General features: G+C 72.3%; 16 protein-coding genes. 2 read left to right on the top strand and 14 right to left on the bottom strand.

What is annotated here, in order from left to right:
* Positions 1 to 431 precede the first annotated feature (431 nt).
* Positions 432 to 926 (top strand): DinB family protein, encoded by a 495-nt coding sequence (locus ABEA33_RS19560; RefSeq protein WP_345528612.1) that lies wholly within the window; start codon positions 432 to 434, stop codon positions 924 to 926.
* Positions 927 to 990: 64 nt separating this feature from the next.
* Here ABEA33_RS19560 and ABEA33_RS19555 read toward each other — a convergent pair whose 3' ends face one another.
* The 12 genes from ABEA33_RS19555 to ABEA33_RS19500 all read right to left on the bottom strand — a co-directional run bounded on the left by ABEA33_RS19555 (position 991) and on the right by ABEA33_RS19500 (position 12,867).
* Positions 991 to 1,515, bottom strand: a complete 525-nt coding sequence (locus ABEA33_RS19555; RefSeq protein WP_345528610.1) for a flavin reductase family protein — start codon at positions 1,513 to 1,515, stop codon at positions 991 to 993.
* 43 nt (positions 1,516 to 1,558) lie between these two features.
* Positions 1,559 to 2,272, bottom strand: a complete 714-nt coding sequence (locus tag ABEA33_RS19550; protein WP_345528609.1) for an alpha/beta hydrolase — start codon at positions 2,270 to 2,272, stop codon at positions 1,559 to 1,561.
* A gap of 13 nt (positions 2,273 to 2,285) precedes the next feature.
* Positions 2,286 to 2,864, bottom strand: a complete 579-nt coding sequence (locus ABEA33_RS19545) for a cysteine dioxygenase family protein (protein ID WP_345528608.1) — start codon at positions 2,862 to 2,864, stop codon at positions 2,286 to 2,288.
* The gene (locus tag ABEA33_RS19540) at positions 2,861 to 3,475 is read right to left on the bottom strand and encodes an enoyl-CoA hydratase/isomerase family protein (protein ID WP_345528607.1); all 615 of its coding nucleotides are present in this window, start codon (positions 3,473 to 3,475) and stop codon (positions 2,861 to 2,863) included. The genes ABEA33_RS19545 and ABEA33_RS19540 overlap by 4 nt, the downstream gene beginning before the upstream one ends.
* Positions 3,472 to 4,620 carry a CaiB/BaiF CoA transferase family protein gene (locus ABEA33_RS19535; protein ID WP_345528606.1) on the bottom strand — a complete coding sequence of 383 codons (1,149 nt, stop codon included), beginning with the start codon at positions 4,618 to 4,620 and terminating at the stop codon, positions 3,472 to 3,474. The genes ABEA33_RS19540 and ABEA33_RS19535 overlap by 4 nt, the downstream gene beginning before the upstream one ends.
* Positions 4,621 to 4,622: 2 nt before the next feature.
* A complete protein-coding gene (locus ABEA33_RS19530; protein ID WP_345528605.1) occupies positions 4,623 to 5,765 on the bottom strand; it encodes an LLM class flavin-dependent oxidoreductase in 1,143 nt (380 codons plus the stop codon).
* 56 nt (positions 5,766 to 5,821) lie between these two features.
* Positions 5,822 to 6,904, bottom strand: coding sequence for an ABC transporter ATP-binding protein (locus ABEA33_RS19525; RefSeq protein ID WP_345528604.1), 1,083 nt, complete (start codon positions 6,902 to 6,904; stop codon positions 5,822 to 5,824).
* Positions 6,901 to 7,926 carry an ABC transporter ATP-binding protein gene (locus tag ABEA33_RS19520; protein WP_345528603.1) on the bottom strand — a complete coding sequence of 342 codons (1,026 nt, stop codon included), beginning with the start codon at positions 7,924 to 7,926 and terminating at the stop codon, positions 6,901 to 6,903. The genes ABEA33_RS19525 and ABEA33_RS19520 overlap by 4 nt, the downstream gene beginning before the upstream one ends.
* Positions 7,910 to 8,812: an ABC transporter permease gene (locus ABEA33_RS19515; protein ID WP_345528602.1), complete on the bottom strand. Its 903-nt coding sequence runs from the start codon at positions 8,810 to 8,812 to the stop codon at positions 7,910 to 7,912. The genes ABEA33_RS19520 and ABEA33_RS19515 overlap by 17 nt, the downstream gene beginning before the upstream one ends.
* A complete protein-coding gene (locus ABEA33_RS19510; protein WP_345528601.1) occupies positions 8,809 to 9,855 on the bottom strand; it encodes an ABC transporter permease in 1,047 nt (348 codons plus the stop codon). Before ABEA33_RS19510 ends, ABEA33_RS19515 begins: the two co-directional genes overlap by 4 nt.
* Complete coding sequence (locus tag ABEA33_RS19505) at positions 9,852 to 11,423, bottom strand: ABC transporter substrate-binding protein (RefSeq protein WP_345528600.1); 1,572 nt, start codon at positions 11,421 to 11,423, stop codon at positions 9,852 to 9,854. The genes ABEA33_RS19510 and ABEA33_RS19505 overlap by 4 nt, the downstream gene beginning before the upstream one ends.
* A gap of 85 nt (positions 11,424 to 11,508) precedes the next feature.
* Positions 11,509 to 12,867: an NtaA/DmoA family FMN-dependent monooxygenase gene (locus tag ABEA33_RS19500; protein ID WP_345528599.1), complete on the bottom strand. Its 1,359-nt coding sequence runs from the start codon at positions 12,865 to 12,867 to the stop codon at positions 11,509 to 11,511.
* 132 nt (positions 12,868 to 12,999) lie between these two features.
* Between ABEA33_RS19500 and ABEA33_RS19495 the strand changes: the two genes are divergently transcribed.
* Entirely contained in the window at positions 13,000 to 13,869 is an 870-nt protein-coding gene (locus ABEA33_RS19495; protein ID WP_345528598.1) for a LysR substrate-binding domain-containing protein, read from the top strand.
* Here ABEA33_RS19495 and ABEA33_RS19490 read toward each other — a convergent pair.
* Positions 13,866 to 14,645 carry a glucosamine-6-phosphate deaminase gene (locus ABEA33_RS19490; RefSeq protein ID WP_345528597.1) on the bottom strand — a complete coding sequence of 260 codons (780 nt, stop codon included), beginning with the start codon at positions 14,643 to 14,645 and terminating at the stop codon, positions 13,866 to 13,868. The two genes, ABEA33_RS19495 and ABEA33_RS19490, sit on opposite strands and share 4 nt — an antisense overlap.
* Positions 14,645 to 15,592 carry an N-acetylglucosamine-6-phosphate deacetylase gene (locus tag ABEA33_RS19485; protein WP_345528596.1) on the bottom strand — a complete coding sequence of 316 codons (948 nt, stop codon included), beginning with the start codon at positions 15,590 to 15,592 and terminating at the stop codon, positions 14,645 to 14,647. The genes ABEA33_RS19490 and ABEA33_RS19485 overlap by 1 nt, the downstream gene beginning before the upstream one ends.
* Between the last annotated feature and the right edge of the window lie 2 nt (positions 15,593 to 15,594).

Genomic DNA, 15,594 nt, shown 5'->3' with positions numbered 1-15,594 from the left:
GACGGGCGAGCGTCATACGAATCGTGGGCCAGAGGCCTCGATTCGTATGACGTCCGCTCAACGGCCGGTGGCGAGCCGATCAGCGCCTCGACCTCGGTCCCGGCGAGCGGCGGCTCCTGTCCGATGGAGCTCCCAGTCATGTGCGGCACACCAATGACATCTCGGACGATCTACTTCCCCGACTGCGCGAGCGCTGCAGGCCCCCGAGCTGATCCAGGCATCCCCGGGGATCACCGCCGACCGGCTCGGCCTCGCGCTCGGCGTGACCGGACGGGCGGCACGGAGGTACGTCGCGGCCCGGGTGCCGCGCCCCGAGGTCGTCGGGGACGCGACCCGGACTGGTGCGCCGTCAGCTCGCCCGGATCCCGGCGGTCGCCGCGCTGGGCCGCCGCCTGATCGCATCAGCGGGTGAATGGATCTAGGGTCGACACATGCTCGAGACCCAGCGCGAGAAGGTCCCCCGCGACGACGACGGCGAGCTCTCCACCGCCCACGCCTTCCTCGACTTCGCACGCGCCTGCCTGCTCAAGAAGGTCGACGGACTAGACGAGGAGCAGCTCCGCCAGCGGCTGGTCGTGTCCGACACCACCCTGCTCGGTCTGGTCCAGCACTGCGCTGCCGGCGAGCGCTGGTGGTTCGCGCACCACGTCGGCGGCGACCCGGCGTACGCCGACATCGACTTCTCCATGGTCGTGCCTCCCGAGCGCACCGCGGCGGAGGTGATCGCGGACTACCGCGCCGCGATCGACGAGGCCGACTGGCACATCGCCGCCGCCGGCTCGCCCGAGACGTTGACGGCCGTCGAGGTCGACGGCCGCCGCAAGACGCTGCGCTGGGTGCTCGCCCACACGACCAGCGAGGTGATCCGCCACGTCGGGCACGCCGACATCCTCCGTGAGCAGATCGACGAGGTCACTGGGCGATAGCCGCCCGAGCGTTGATCTCCGCAGTCAGCTCCGCACGCAGCTCGTCGTGCTGCGGACCGCGCCACTAGGCGGGCCGTTCGAGCCGCCCGAAGCCGCTGCGGTGGAAGACCAGAGGCGTCGTCGCGCCCTCGGGGTCGACGTGCTCCACCGCGTGCAGTGCGAGCAGCACGAGGATGTGGTCGCCGGCGTCGACCTCCTGGTAGATCGTGCAGTCGAAGCGCGCCAGCCCCTCGTCGAGGGTGACCGCACCGTCGTCGCTGACGACGTGCGCGACCCCTGTGAACCGGTCGTCGACCGGGCCGGCGAGCTTGCGGCACACGACGGCCTGGCTGTCGGAGAGCACCGTGACACCGAGGTGGCGGGCCCGGCGCAGGTCGGGCCAGGTCTTCGACGTCCGGGCGAGGTTGATGGAGATCAGGGCGGGCTCGAGGCTGACCGAGGTGAAGGAGCTGGCAGCGAGGCCGACCAGCCGCCCATCGACCTGGGCGGCGACGGCGACCACCCCGGTCGGGAAGATGCCGAACGCCGCCCGCAGTCGGGTCGGGTCGAGATCCTGGTTGGTGGGCAGGGTGATGATCGGCACGGTCATGCCGCACTCCCTCTCGAGTTGGTGGTGACGATGGCGACCCCGCTCAACTGGCGGCCCGCCAGTCCGCGCTCACGACGTCCGGCAGATCGGATCCCAGCTTGAGCGACTCGAGGAACAGCACGATCGTCGCGGCGACCGAGCGGTGCGAGGCGTCGTTGAGCACGTCATGACGACCGTTGTTGACCACGCGCACCCGCACGGTGCCTGCCTCGGCGTACGGCGCGAGGGCCGCGGCCACCGGCGTGATCGGGTCGGCCGAGCCGTGCAGCAGCAGGGTGGGCTTGTCGGAGGGCGCCAGCGAGACCGACGGCCACGGCAGCGCTTCGTTGAGGCCGCCGCGTCCGAAGTCCTGGTCCTGGGAGATCACGCCTCGGTGCACCGGACAGGCGGTGCGCGCCTCCACCTCCTCCTCCCACGACCCGACGCCGGACGAGTCCGGGAGAGCGAGACCGGCGAGCACCACGGCGTCGGCCGGGAGCTCGGGCGCGAGCAGCGCCGCTAGTGTCGCCCCGCTGTCGGTGCCGACGAGCACCTTCGGGCCCGGCAGCGCCTCGTCGGCGAGCAGCTTCTCGACGGTCACCCGGGCGGCGTCGAGGTCGTCGAGCTCAACGGACACCAGGCGCACGCGGTAGGCGTCGGCCGAGAGCCGCCGCCCGAAGCGTTGGTACGACGCGGCGGTCTCACCGCGGCCGGGTAGCACGATCAGGGTGCCGCGCGGCGTGGCGCCGCTCGGTTCGTCCCAGGCAGTGACGGTCATCAACGTGCTCCTCTCAGTGCGCCCACGTGGAGGTGAACCAGTGGACGGCTCCGGTGTCGGGGTCGTACGAGCGGCGCGGGAGGGTGCCGATGTCGGCGCCGTAGACGTGGATCCCGAGGACGGGCTGGTCTCCGCCGCACCGCACCTGGTGGACGTCGTCGTCGGTCGTGCAGCAGACGGTGACCTCGCCCGCCCCCCACTCGTCGGTGCCCTGAGGCGTGAGCGGGAGGTCGGGGATGGTCGGCTTCTCGAAGCGGGTCTCGACCTCGACGCCGCTGTAGATGCCGACGACGCCCCAGGTCTCGTGCCCGTGCACCGGAGTGCCCTGGCCGACGTCCCAGACCGCGCTCGCGATGGAGAAGGAGCCGTCGGGCGCCACGTGCAGCGGGTACATGACGTAGCGCTTCGGGTCCGGCCTGGTCTTGTCGGGCGGCAGCGCGAAGCCCGCCGCCAGGGTCGCCGTCAGCTCGGCCTGGATCGCCGAGGTGAGGGCGCGCTCGTCGAGGCCTCGACCGATCAGGTCCTCGACCGTGCGGGCGAACGCCGCGAGCTCGGGGACGTCGGTGTCGACGGGGATGATCTGCTGGGTCACTGCGTACTCCTTGTCAGGACGGGGGCGGCGTACGCCGCGAGACGGTCGCGCAGGCCGGGCACGGCCACGCTGCGAGCCAGCGCGGCCAGGTCGGCGTCGGCATCGTGCGGCGGACGGGTGGGCGGCCCGGCTCGGAGCACCCGGGAGAGATCGTCGGGCTGCCCGGTGACCAGGTCGGCGCCCAGCTCCGCGCGCCGTACGGCGCCGAGCGCGACCCCGAACGCCGAGCCCGGGAAGCGGAGAGTGACGTCGGGTCCCACGAGCCGGTGGTCGCAGGCGAGCACCAGGTCGGCACCAGCGCCGACGGCCGCGCCCTCGGCGACCGCGACGGTGACGAACGGCGCGGCGATCAGTCGCTCGAGCAGCAGCCCGATCCGCAGGAACCGCAGCGCCAACGACGCGTCCGTCTGCTCGTCGAGGCCACCCAGGTCGACGCCGGCCGCGAAGTGCCGGGCGTTGCCGCGCAGCACCAGCGCCTCGGGCCGCGCCTCCTCGGCGGCGTCGAGCGCATGGTGCAGCGCCTCGACGAGATCGACCGACAGCGCGTTCGCGCGCTCCGGGCGGTCGAGGGTCACCGTCCACACGTCGCCACGATCGATGCGGATGCTCATGTCGTCACCCACTCGTCGTAGACCGCTGCGTCGGCGCCGAGGCGCGGGGCTCCCCGGTCGAGCCGGGGCTGCTGCCCCTCGATCCGAACGGGGAACACCACCGTCGGAGTCGGCCCCGCGACCGGCACGTCGACAGGGGCGACCAGACCGGTGGCCTCCACGTGCGGGTCCGCGAGGATCTCGCCGAAGGTGTTGACGGGACCGCACGGGACGCCGCGGGCGCGCAGCTCGGTGAGCCAGTGCTCGCGCTTCTCGCCCGCGAACCTCTCCTGCAGCAGCGACTCGAGCTCCGCCTGGTGGCGGACCCGGTCGACCTGCGTGACGAAGCGCGGGTCGCCGACCAGCTCGGTCCGGCCGACCACCTCGGCGACGGCGGCCCACAGCCGGTCGTTGCCGGCCGCGACCGTGAAGTCGCCGTCGGCCGCCGAGAAGCCCTGGTACGGCGCGTTGCGCGGGTGCGCCGTACCCAGCCGCTGCGGCTCGCGTCCACTGCCCCAGTACTCGCTCGTCTGGAGGGCCGAGACGCCGAGCAGGCAGTCGAGCATCGGGCAGTCCACGCGCACCGACCGGCCGGTGCCGCGGACCTGCGGCAGCAGGGCGGCGATCGTGTAGGCGGCGTACAGCCCGGCGGTGAAGTCACCGACGGGCACGCCCGCCTTGACCGGGTTGCCGTCCGGCTCGCCGGTCACGCTCATCAGCCCGGACATGCCCTGGATGACAACGTCGTAGGCACCGTCGTCGCGATAGGGGCTGGTCAGGCCGTAGCCCGAGATCGAGCAGTAGACGAGGCCGGGGTGACCTTCGCTGACCGTCGAGTAGCCGAGCCCCAGCCGGTCGAGGACACCCGGCCGGTAGTTCTCGACGACCACGTCGGCGGCCGCGACCAGGGCCTGCGCCCGGGACAGGTCGACCGGGTCCTTGAGGTCGGCGACCACCGACCGCTTGTTGCGGTTGACCGACGCGAAGTTGTGGCTGAACCGCTCCTCGCCGTCGTCGGCGAAGGGCGGCCAGCCCCGCATCTGGTCTCCGGTCGGCGGCTCGACCTTGACCACGTCGGCGCCGAGGTCCGCGAGCAGCATGCCCGCGAACGGCCCGGCGGCCACGTGAGCCAGCTCGACCACCCGCACCCCGTCTAGTGGCCCCACGATCAGACGGCCGCCTTCTCGACCCGGGTGGCCGCGCGGTGGGCGAGCTCCTGGCGGACCAGCGGCAGCAGGTCGCGGCCGTAGTCGATGGCGTCCTGGAGCGGGTCGTAGCCCCGGATGAGCACCGTGTCGACGCCGATCTCGACGTAGTCGAGGATCGCGGCGGCCACCGTCTCCGGCGACCCGACGAGCGCGGTGGAGTTGCCGCCGCCGCCCACCGCCTGGGTCGTCGGGGTCCAGAGGCAGCGATCGTGCAGCTCACCCTTCTCGGCGACGGCGAGCAGCCGCTGGGAGCCGGCGTTCTCGGGTGTCGCACCCTGCGGGTGCATCTGCCCGACCTTCTCCTTGAACTGCGCGCCGACAGCGCCGTTGATCGTGTCGAGGATGCCGTGCGCGCGCTCCCACGCCTCGGCGTCCGTGCGGCCGAGGATCGGCCGGAACGACACCGAGATCCGCGGGCGTGCCGGCCGGCCGTGCTCGTCGGCGAGCCGGGCGACCGAGGCGATCTGGTCGCCGGTCTCCTTCAGCGGCTCGCCCCAGAGCATGTAGGTGTCCGCGTGCTTCGAGCCCACGGCGTACGCCGACGGCGAGCTGCCGCCGAAGAAGAGCTCGAGATGCCGGTCCTCGTAGGGGAAGACCTGGGGCGTCGCGCCCTCGAACCGGTAGTAGACGCCCTCGAAGTCGTGCGTGCCGCGGGTGTCCCAGAGGCTGCGGAGGATCGTCAGGTACTCGTCGGTGCGCGCGTAGCGCTCGTCGTGCGGCACGTAGTCACCCTCGCGGCGCTGCTCCACGTTGCTGCTGCCGGTCACGATGTTGAGGGCGACCCGGCCCCCGCTGAACTGGTCGAGGGTCGTGAACGTGCGCGCGGCCAGCGTCGGGTGCACGACCCCGGGCCGGTGGGCGATCAGCAGGCCGAGCCGCTCGGTGTGCGCTGCGGCGTACGCCGCGACCTGCGTCCCCTCGGACCACCCCGAGCCGTAGCCGATCAGGACGCGGTCGAAGCCGCCCTCCTCGTGGGCCCTGGCGAAGCGCGCCGTGTAGTCCGGGTCGATCACCGGACCGCGGCTCGGGCGGATCTCGGATGCGTCGGCGGTGCCGATCATCCCGAGGATCTCGACGTCGCCATAGCTGTCGGTGTGGCTCATGGGGTTCTCCGTTCGTCGGGGTTACGTCGGTGGCGGTGCGGGTGGGGATGGACGGCTCAGGCCGACTCGCGCTCGGCCTGGTGGCCGCCGAGTCGGTCGCGCCAGGAAGCGGCGACGTGGCAGGCCGCGAGCCGGCCCGGCGCGCGCTGGATCGGCAGCAGCGCCGGCTGGTCGGTGCAGGCATCGTGGGCGAAGGGGCAGCGCTGCGCGAAGACGCAGACGCCGTCGGTGGGCCAGGGCCGGCTGCCCGCTGGCGGGACCAGCTGCTCGGGTCGCAACCGGGCGCTCTGACCGGCACCTGGCTCCACACTCGGGGCGGAGGCCGTCAGCAGCGCGGTGTAGGGATGCGCCGGGCGTTCCAGCACCTCGTGGATCGGCCCCTGCTCGACGATCCGGCCGCGGTAGAAGACCGCGACGCGATCGGCGATGCCGGCCAGGGAGCTGAGGTCGTGGGCGATGATGACGACGGCGAGGCCGAGCTCACGGCGCAGCTGGTCGAGCAGGTTGAGGACCAGGTTGCGGTTGGAGACGTCGAGCGCCGAGACCGGCTCGTCGCAGAAGAGAAGCCGCGGACGGGTCGAGATCGCGCGGGCGATCGAGACGCGCTGGCGCTGGCCGCCCGAGAGCTCACGCGGCTGCCGGTCCCGCATCGCGTCGGGGTCGAGGCCGACCAGCCGGAGCGACTCGTCGACCCGCTCGGCACGGTCGCGCCGAGACAGCGTGCCGGCGATGTCGAGGGGCTCGCGGACCAGGTCGGCGACCGTGAGGTCGGGGTCGAGCGAGCGGAGCGGGTCCTGGAAGACCAGCTGCACCTGCCCCGACCGGCGGAAGGCGCGCAGCGCCCGGCCACGCAGCGCTCCGACGTCCTCGCCGGCGAACTCGATGCTGCCGGCGAGCGGGCGCACCAGCCCCACGGTGGCCCGTGCGAGCGTGGTCTTGCCGGAGCCGGTCTCGCCGACGATGCCGACCACCTCACCGAGCCGGACGTCGAGGTCGGCGTCGGCGAGGGCTGCTCCGGTGCCGAGGCTCGCCGCCTTCCGGGGCGGTGCGTACGACACCGACAGGCCACGCACCTGGAGCAGCGACGCCTCGGCCTCGGCGACGCGTCCCGGCACCCGGACCTCGTGGGTGGTCGTCATGCGGACACCTCCTGGACGGACGGGGCGGACAGGTCGTCGACGAGCACGCAGCGGGCGGAGCGCTCGTGGCCGAGATCGGTCAGCGGCACGGCGCCGGCGACGCACCGGGCGCTGGCGTAGGCGCAGCGCGGCGCGAACCGGCACCCGGGCATCTCCGCACCGGCGGCGGGCGGCTGGCCGGGGATCACGTCGAGCTTGCGCCGTTGCCAGTTGCCGATCGTCGCGACGCCCATCAGGGCCTGGGTGTAGGGGTGCCGCGGGCTGCGCAGCACCTCCTCCGTCGGGCCGCTCTCGACGATCTGGCCGCCGTACATGACGAGGATCCGCTCGCACGTCTCGGCCACCACCGCCAGGTCGTGGGTGACGAGCAGCAGCGAGAGCTGATGGGTCTCACGCAGCCGGCGGAGCAACCCGAGGATCTCCGCCTGGATGACCACGTCGAGCGCCGTCGTCGCCTCGTCCGCGATCAGCAGCTCGGGCTCGCAGGACACGGCGATCGCGATGAGGACGCGCTGGAGCATGCCGCCGGACAGCTGGTGCGGGTACTGGTGGAACACCCCGGCGGGGTCGCGGAGCCCGACCTCGGCGAACAGCTCGACCGAGCGCGCGTGCGCGTCCCGGCGAGACAGCCGCCGCTTGACTCGCAGCTGCTCGGCGAGCTGGTGGCCGACCGTGAGAGAGGGGTTGAGGTATGACGTCGGGTCCTGGAACACCGCGCCGAGCCGCAGCCCGCGCACCCGGTCCCAGGTGCCGCGCTTCGCGTCGGTCAGCTCGACCGTGTCCGCGCCGTCGCCGAGGACGATCCGGCCGCGGTCGACGTGGCCGGTCGCGGGGAGCAGACCGAGCACGGCCCGGCAGGTCAGCGTCTTCCCGCTGCCGGACTCCCCGACGAGCCCGACGGACTCACCGCGGCCGATCGTGAAGGACACGTCCTGCACGGCGACCAGGTGGTCGCCGACGGAGACCTGGAGGTCGGTGACCTCCAGGGTCCGCCGAGGCTGGTGATCAGGCTGGGACGACATCGCTCTGCTCCTCACGGCTCTGCTTCTCCGGGCGTGCGGTCGTACGACGCGGGCGGCGCCGCGGGGCGGTGGTGGCGCCGGTGACGTCGCGCATCGAGTCGGCGAGGAGGTTGAGCGATCCGACGGTGGCCATCATCAGCAGCGCCGGGAAGATCGGCGCCCAGGGCTGCTGGGAGAGGTAGCCGAGGTCGGCCGAGAGCATCCCGCCCCAGGTGGGCGCGGGCGGGGTGATGCCGAGCCCGAGGAAGGCGAGCGACGCGACGACCAGCAGCGCGGCGCCCATCGCCTGCGCCGCGGTCACCGCGACGTTCGGCAGCACCTTGCTCCAGATGTGCTTGCGCAGCGTCCACCACTCGGTGGCGCCCATCAGCTCGGCGGCCTCGACGTACTGCGTCCGGCGCAGGCCGATGGCGGCCGCCCGGGTGACCCGGTAGAAGATCGGGCTCATCAGGACGCCGATCGCGATCATCGCCTGCTGGAGGCCATTGCCGAGCGTGCCGGCGACCGCGATGGCGAACACCGTGAACGGCAGGATCACCAGGGTGTCGCTGATCCGCAGCGTGATCCACTCGAGGCGCGGCCCGAGCCATGCCGACACCAGCCCGGACGGGACCCCGAGCAGGGCGCCGATGAGGACCGCCTCGAGGGCCCCGACCACCGACAGCCGGGTGCCGGCCATCAGCCGGCTCAGCACGTCGCGGCCGACGTAGTCGGTGCCGAGCCAGTGCGCGCTGCTCGGGCCCTGGAGGACCTCGTCGGTGTACTGCTTCAGCGGGTCGTGCGGCGCGAGCGCGCCGCCGAACACCGCGAGGAACGCGATCGCCGCGAGGACCAGGAGCGCCAGCCGCGCGCTCGGGATGCGCCAGAGTGCCTTCAGGGTCTTCATCGGGCTGCCTTCGCCGTACCGGCACCGCGACGCGCGACCGGGTTGAGCGCCGTCTGCAGCACGTTGATCACCAGACTCGCCGCGACCACGATCACCGCGGTTACCAGCAGGGTGCCGAGCACGACCGGGACGTCGCCCTTCTCCGCCGACTGGAGCGCCAGCTGGGCGATGCCGGGCAGACCGAAGAGCTTCTCGGTCATCACCGCGCCGCCGATGATCAGCGGGATCGCGAGGCCGATGACGGCCAGCGTCGGGCCGGCGGCGTTGCGCAGCACGTGCCCGAAGAGCACCCGCCGCCGTCCGAAGCCGCGCATCTCCGCTCCGACCGCGTAGTTCTCGCGCAGCTCGCCGACCAGCGACGTGCGCAGCTGGCGGGCGATCGAGGCCGCCACGTCGAGGCTGAGCGCCAGAGCCGGCAGGATCGAGAACCGCAGCCACTCGCCCGGGTCGACGTTGATCGGCACGTAGCCGCCCGCCGGCAGGACCTGGAGCTTGACCGCGAAGACGACGATCAGCGCCATGCCGATGACGAACGGCGGCAGCGTGCCGAGGATCGAGCAGACCAGCGTCACCGCGCGGTCGATGATCCCGCCGTTGCTGAGCGCGGCACCGATCCCGGCGCCGCCGCCGATGACGAGGGCGAGCACGAGCGCGAGCGCCGCGATCGAGAGGTCGACAGGGAGGGCGGTCTTGATGCTGTCGGTGACCGGGATCGTGGTGAACCAGGACCGGCCGAGGTCGCCGGTGAGCGCATTGCCGACCCACGAGAAGTACTGGACGACCAGCGGCCGGTCGAGTCCGAACTCGTGGTTGAGCCGGTCGATGTCCTGCTGGGTCGCGGTCTCGCCGAGCGCGGCCGCCGCCGGGTTGCTGTCGCTCAGCGCGCCGAGCGTGAAGGTGATGACCGACGCCAGGAAGAGCACCGTCACGGTGACGACCAGGACCCCGAGCAGGGACCGCAGGAACGGCAAGGTGCGGCTGGCCGCCCGTGGCACCTGCGGGGCGCGCGCCACGGCCGCCGGAGCCGGCGCGGCCAGGCTCACGACGCGGTCACTCCCTCGAAGCGGCGCAGGCTCGGCGAGGCCGGTAGCTTCGAGACGCCCTTGCGAACGACGATCGACGGCGTCTGGAAGAGGAAGGTGTTCGGGTACGACGTCACCGCGATCTTGGTCGCCTCCTGAAGGAGCGCGGGGTACTCGGCCGCATCGGTCGGCGTCTCCTTGACCTTCTTCAGCTGTGCCTCGAGCGCCGGGTTGCTCCAGCGGTTCGGGTTCATCAAGCCCTCCGCGCCGAACAGCACCTGGAACGCCTGCACCGGCGACTCACGGCCGGCGAAGCCGTCGTACGTCAGCGCCTTCGAGTGCTCGATGTAGACGAGCTGGGTGTGCTGGGTGCCGGGGATCGTCTCGATCTTCGCCTCGAAGCCGACCTCGTTGAGCTGCGCCTGGATCAGCTCCACCGCCGCGGGAGCGAACCCGGAGCTGGTGAGGACCACCGGGACCGGCTTGTCGTAGCCGGCATCGGCGAGCAGCGAGCGCGCCTTCTCGGGGTCGAAGGCGTAGACCTCGGCGAGGTCCTCGTTGTAGCCGACGTACCCGGGCGGGAACGGCTGGTAGTTGACGTCGCCGATCCCGAAGTTGGCGACCTCCTTGATCTTCTCGCGGTCGATCGCGAACTTGAGCGCCTCGACGGCGGCCGGGTCGTCGAACGGCGCCATGCCGGAGTGGACGTCGAGGCAGCTGACGAACATCGACTCGATCACGTCGACGTCGAGACCGGCCTGCTTGGCCTGCTCGACCTGGGCGCCACCGATGCGGACGAGGTTGAACTGGCCGGACTGCACGGCCGCCACCGCGGTCGCCGGGTCGGGCTGCGGGTAGAGGTCGAACGCCGCGACCTCGATCTCGTCGGCCGCGAAGAAGTGGCTGTTCTTCTTCATGGTGGCGTGGTCGTTCTGCGTGTAGCTCGTGACCGCGAACGGTCCGGAGCCGGCCGGCTGCGTCGCCAGCGAGTCGGCGTCCTTCTCGAACACCGCCGGGTTGACGACCATGCCCGTCTTGCCGGCGAACAGCAGCGGGTACTGATAGTCGACCTCGCTGAGCTCGACCACGACGTCGAGCTCGCCGGAGGCCGAGACCTTCTTGATGGTCGCCAGCTGCGGCGCGATGAGGGACCCGTCCTGGGTCCGGCCGCGCTCGATCGACTTCGCGACCGCCTCGGCGTCCAGCGGACTTCCGTCGCTGAACTTCAGGCCGCTCTTGAGCTTGAAGGTCACCTGCTTGCCCGACTTGTCGTAGGTCCAGGACTCGGCGAGCCAGGGGATCGCGTTGCCCTGCTCGTCGAGAGCGGTGATCGGGTCGTAGGCGAGCGCAAGCATCTGCACGTCCGAGCCGGCGGAGGACGTGACCGGGTCCCAGGTCGTCGGCAGCTGCCAGGCCCACTTGATCGTGCCGCCGCCGGAGCCGCCGCCGGAGCCGCTGGCACCGCCGGACGACGTACCGCCGCAGGCCTCGAGCGCGAGGATCAGACCGGCACCCAGGCTGGCGCCCAGGAAGGTACGGCGGTTCAGGTTCGGCACGTTGGTGCGGGTGGAACGGGAGAACGTCGGCATCGGGCTGGTGCCTTTCGGGGGTTCGGGGAGGGATTCGTACGTAGTGCCGGGCGCCCGACCGGGTGCGGGCCGGGCGCCCGGGCCTTCAGACCGGCACGCCGGCGCCCGCTCGGGCGGCGGTGTGACGGTTGACCGGCACGGGGAGCCCGAGATGGCCCCGCAGCGTGGTCGCGTCGTAGTCGGCGCGGTAGACACCGCGCTCCTGGAGGATCGGGATGACCTCGTCGACGACCCGCTGGAAGTTCGACGGGTGGTCGACCCCGATGTTGAAGCCGTCGCAGGCGCGGGCCTCCCACCACTCGACGAGCTTGTCGGCAACAGTGGTGGCCGAGCCGACGAACTCGCTCTTGCGGAAGTAGCGGGTCGCCTCGACGGTCTGGCGCAGGGTCCAGCCGTTGTCGACGGCGCGGTCGGTGATCGCCTTGGCCTGGGTGTAGAACGAGCGGCGCCCGAGCTCGAGGGTCTCGGCGGGGAAGGGCGCGTCGAGGTCGTACTGGGTGAAGTCGTGCCAGCCGAAGGGGCGACCGAACTCCGCGAGTGCCGCCGCGAAGGTGTGATCGCGGTCGTTGTTGAAGGCCTCGATCTCGCGGGCCTCCTCGTCGGTGTCACCGACGACGACCTTGATGCCCGGCATGATCACCAGGTGGTCGGGGTTGCGCCCGAACCTGTCGCGGGCGCGGCCCTTGATGTCGTCGTAGAAGGCCTGCCCCGCGGGGATGTCCGGCGCGTGGGTGAAGATCCCCTCGCCGACGCTGGCGCCGAGGTCGCGGCCCTGGTCGGAGTCTCCGGCCTGGAAGACCACGGGGTGGCCCTGGGCGGAGCGGACCAGGTTGAGCGGGCCGCGGACCTTGAAGTACTGCCCTTCGTGGTCGAGCACGTGCTGCTTGGCCCGGTCGAGGAAGACCCCGGTCTCGCGGTCACGGACGAACGCGTCGTCCTCGTACGAGTCCCACAGCGCGCGGGCCAGCTCGACGTACTCCTGCGCCCGTCCGTAGCGGGTGTCGTAGTCGTAGTGGTCGTCGAGGCCGTAGTTGCCGGCGGTGCCGGCGTCGCCGGTGGTCACGACGTTCCAGCCGGCGCGGCCGCGACTGATCAGGTCGAGGGAGCCGAAGCGGCGCACCAGGTTGAAGGGGCTGTTGAAGCTGGTGGTGGCGGTGCCGACCAGCCCGATCCGCTCGGTGCGCCCGGCCAGCGCACTCAGCAGCGTCAGCGGCTCCAGGCGGTTGAGGTAATGGGGCGGCGAGTACGGCGTGATGAACTGGCTGTCGACGATGAAGAGCAAGTCGAACTTCCCGCGCTCGGCGAGCGCGGCCACGCCGGCGTACCAGTCGATGTCGACGCTCGCGTCGACCGGGATCTCCGGGTCGAGCCAGAGCGTGTGGCTGCCCGGGCCACCGGTGCCGTAGGGCACCGCACCGAGGTGGATCTGGCGCTGGACGACCATGTCGGCTCTCCCCTGTCCGTCGTTGTTTCTTATGTGTAGCAACTTAGTTGACAAAAGGGCGGGACTCCAACGCGGCTTTGTGATGCGGACCGATCACGAGAAGCAATGGCTCCCTGGGTTACTCTGAGAAATATGAGCGGATCACTCGACATTGCGACGCTGCGCAGCCTGGTGGCCATCGCCGACTGCGGCGGCTTCCAGCGCGCCGCCTCGTCGCTGCACCTGAGCCAGGGCGCCGTCAGCCAGCACGTACGCCGGCTGGAGTCCACGATCGGCCGGCCCTTGGTGGAGCGGCACGGGCGCGGCTCCCGCTTCACGTCCGACGGCGAGCAGCTGGTCGTGCAGGCGCGCCGCATCCTGGCTCTCCACGACGACACGCTGCGCGGCTTCGGCGCCGAGACCGAGGAGACGGTGACGATCGGGTCGACCGAGCACGCCGCCGCACAGCTGCTCCCCGCGCTGGCGGCCGGGCTCGCGGACGCCGCGCCGAGCCACCGGGTCCGCTTCCGGATCGACCGAGGCGCTCGGCTGCGCGAAGGCGTCGCGACCGGCCGGCTCGACCTGGCGTTGCTCCTCAACGCCGAGGGGTCGCGTGCCGAGCTGGTGGGCGACCTCGACCTGGCGTGGTACGCCGCCCCGAGCTGGTCTCGGCCCGACGCTCACGCGTCGGTGCCCGTGGTCGCGTTCGACAGCCCGTGCTCCCTGCGCAACCGGGCCCTGGAGACGCTCTCTGCGCACGACCTGCCTGCGGTGATCAGCGCCGAGGCGACCCAGCTCGCCGGGGTTCAGGCAGCGGTCGGCGCCGGGCTCGGCGTCGCCCTGATGGCGACCCTCGGCCACACCCCCGAGGGGCTCGTCCCCTGTCACGACCTGCCGACGCCGGAGCCGCTCCAGCTCTACGTCTGCTCCCGGCCCGGGCTGCGCGGGCCGATCGCGCGCACCGTGGCCGAGGCCCTTCGACCTCTCCTCGGCGCCGAGGCAGGACTGGCTCGGGGAGCTTAGAGATCCTGCCAGGACGGCTTGCCGGCGTACACCTCGCGGTAGTAGCCGAGGCGTTCGAGCGACGACGCGGCCGCCTCGTCGAGGAGCACGGTCGCGTGCGGGTGCAGCTGGAGGACCGAGGCCGGGCACGACGCGGACAGCGGGCCCTCGACGGCGGCGGCGACCGCCGCGGCCTTGCCCGCGCCGGTGGCGACGAGCAGCAGGTGGCGGGCCCGCAGGATGGTGCCGAGCCCCTGGGTCAGCACGTGCCGCGGGACCTCGTCGACCGAGCCGAAGAAGCGCGCGTTGTCGCGGCGGGTCTGGTCGGTCAGCGTCTTCATCCGAGTGGCGGAGGCGAGCGACGACCCGGGCTCGTTGAAGGCCAGGTGGCCGTCGGCACCGATGCCGAGCACCTGCACGTCCACGCCGCCCGCGGCGACGATCGCCTCCTCGTAGCGGAGGCCGGCGTGCTCGGGGTCGGACGCGTCCGGACTGGCGACCCGGTCGCGCGCGATGCCGAGCCCGTCGGTGAGCTCGCGGAAGATCGTCTCCCGATAGCTCTCCGGGTGGCCGACGGGCAGGCCGACGTACTCGTCCAACGTGAAGCAGCGGACCCCGTCGTACGACGGAGCCGAGCCGTCGCGATGCCGGCGGATCAGCTCCTGGTACGCCGGCAGCGGGCTCGAGCCGGTCGCCAGCCCGAGCACCGCGTCGGTGCGGGCGCGGACCAGCGCCTCGATGGTGTCGGCCGCGACCGCACCGACCTCGGCCGCTGTCGAGAGCGGGACGACCTCCATCAGAGCAGCTCCAGGTCGTCGGTGAGCTCGATCCGCTCCTCGCGGGGCGGGAGGCCGAGCAGCGCGAGCGGGGTCGTCGTGGCGGTGGCGAGCGCTTCCCCGACGGAGCAGCCGGTCTGGGCGACCAGGACGCGCAGGCAGTCGAGCAGAGAAGCGGCCGACCCGGCGAGGGTGCCGTCGTGGAGCCGCACGGTCCCGTCGGCGACGACCACGTCCTGGTCACCGAGCCGGGTCGCACCGTCGGGCAGGCCCAGGGCGGCCGTCGTGTCCGACACGGAGAGGAAGCGCGACGGCCCGAGCGCACGCCAGGCGGTCCGCAGGAAGTCGGGGTGCAGGTGGTGCCCGTCGGCGATCACGCCGGCCACCAGGTCGCCGGCCCCGAGAGATCCACCCAGCGCGACGCCGATCGGGCCGGGCTCGCGGGTCTGCATCGGCGGCATCGCGTTGCCGAGGTGGGTGACGCACCGGGCACCGGCCTCCACGGCGGCACGCACCGCGGCCGTGTCGGCAGCGGTGTGGCCCACCGAGACGACGACCCCCTGGGAGACCAGTCGCTCGATGACCTCCAGCGCGCCCGGCAGCTCGGGCGCGATCGTGGCCATCACCACGCCGGCCTCACGCGACCAGCCGTCGACCAGGTCCAGCGACGGCGGTCGCAGCCAGTGCTCGGGATGCGCGCCCTTGCGGCTGGGCGCGATCATCGGCCCCTCGAAGTGCAGGCCGAGCGGCTCGGCGCCGGTCCACCCCGCCGGCGGTCCGTCGGCGAGGGTGACCAGGGCCAGCTCACGCGCGGCCGGGTCGCTGGTGATGACGGTCGGCACGAACGCGACGACGCCGTACGCCGGCAGCGCGGAGGCGACCTCCCAGAGCCGGTGCGGCTCGGCAGTGAGGTCGATGCCGGCCGCGCCGTTGACCTGGAGGTCGACGAGGCCCGGGACCCTGTGCACTC

The organism is Nocardioides endophyticus (assembly GCF_039543845.1).
GTDB lineage: Bacteria > Actinomycetota > Actinomycetes > Propionibacteriales > Nocardioidaceae > Nocardioides > Nocardioides endophyticus.
This window is presented reverse-complemented; position numbering and strand designations above follow the sequence as displayed.

Excerpts from the sequence above, each read along its gene's own strand:
- ABEA33_RS19560 (WP_345528612.1), top strand. The coding sequence starts at position 432 with ATGCTCGAGACCCAGCGCGAGAAGGTCCCCCGCGACGACGACGGCGAG.
- ABEA33_RS19555 (WP_345528610.1), bottom strand. The coding sequence starts at position 1,515 with ATGACCGTGCCGATCATCACCCTGCCCACCAACCAGGATCTCGACCCG.
- ABEA33_RS19550 (WP_345528609.1), bottom strand. The coding sequence starts at position 2,272 with ATGACCGTCACTGCCTGGGACGAACCGAGCGGCGCCACGCCGCGCGGC.
- ABEA33_RS19540 (WP_345528607.1), bottom strand. The coding sequence starts at position 3,475 with ATGAGCATCCGCATCGATCGTGGCGACGTGTGGACGGTGACCCTCGAC.
- ABEA33_RS19530 (WP_345528605.1), bottom strand. The coding sequence starts at position 5,765 with ATGAGCCACACCGACAGCTATGGCGACGTCGAGATCCTCGGGATGATC.
- ABEA33_RS19525 (WP_345528604.1), bottom strand. The coding sequence starts at position 6,904 with ATGACGACCACCCACGAGGTCCGGGTGCCGGGACGCGTCGCCGAGGCC.
- ABEA33_RS19520 (WP_345528603.1), bottom strand. The coding sequence starts at position 7,926 with ATGTCGTCCCAGCCTGATCACCAGCCTCGGCGGACCCTGGAGGTCACC.
- ABEA33_RS19515 (WP_345528602.1), bottom strand. The coding sequence starts at position 8,812 with ATGAAGACCCTGAAGGCACTCTGGCGCATCCCGAGCGCGCGGCTGGCG.
- ABEA33_RS19505 (WP_345528600.1), bottom strand. The coding sequence starts at position 11,423 with ATGCCGACGTTCTCCCGTTCCACCCGCACCAACGTGCCGAACCTGAAC.
- ABEA33_RS19500 (WP_345528599.1), bottom strand. The coding sequence starts at position 12,867 with ATGGTCGTCCAGCGCCAGATCCACCTCGGTGCGGTGCCCTACGGCACC.
- ABEA33_RS19495 (WP_345528598.1), top strand. The coding sequence starts at position 13,000 with ATGAGCGGATCACTCGACATTGCGACGCTGCGCAGCCTGGTGGCCATC.
- ABEA33_RS19490 (WP_345528597.1), bottom strand. The coding sequence starts at position 14,645 with ATGGAGGTCGTCCCGCTCTCGACAGCGGCCGAGGTCGGTGCGGTCGCG.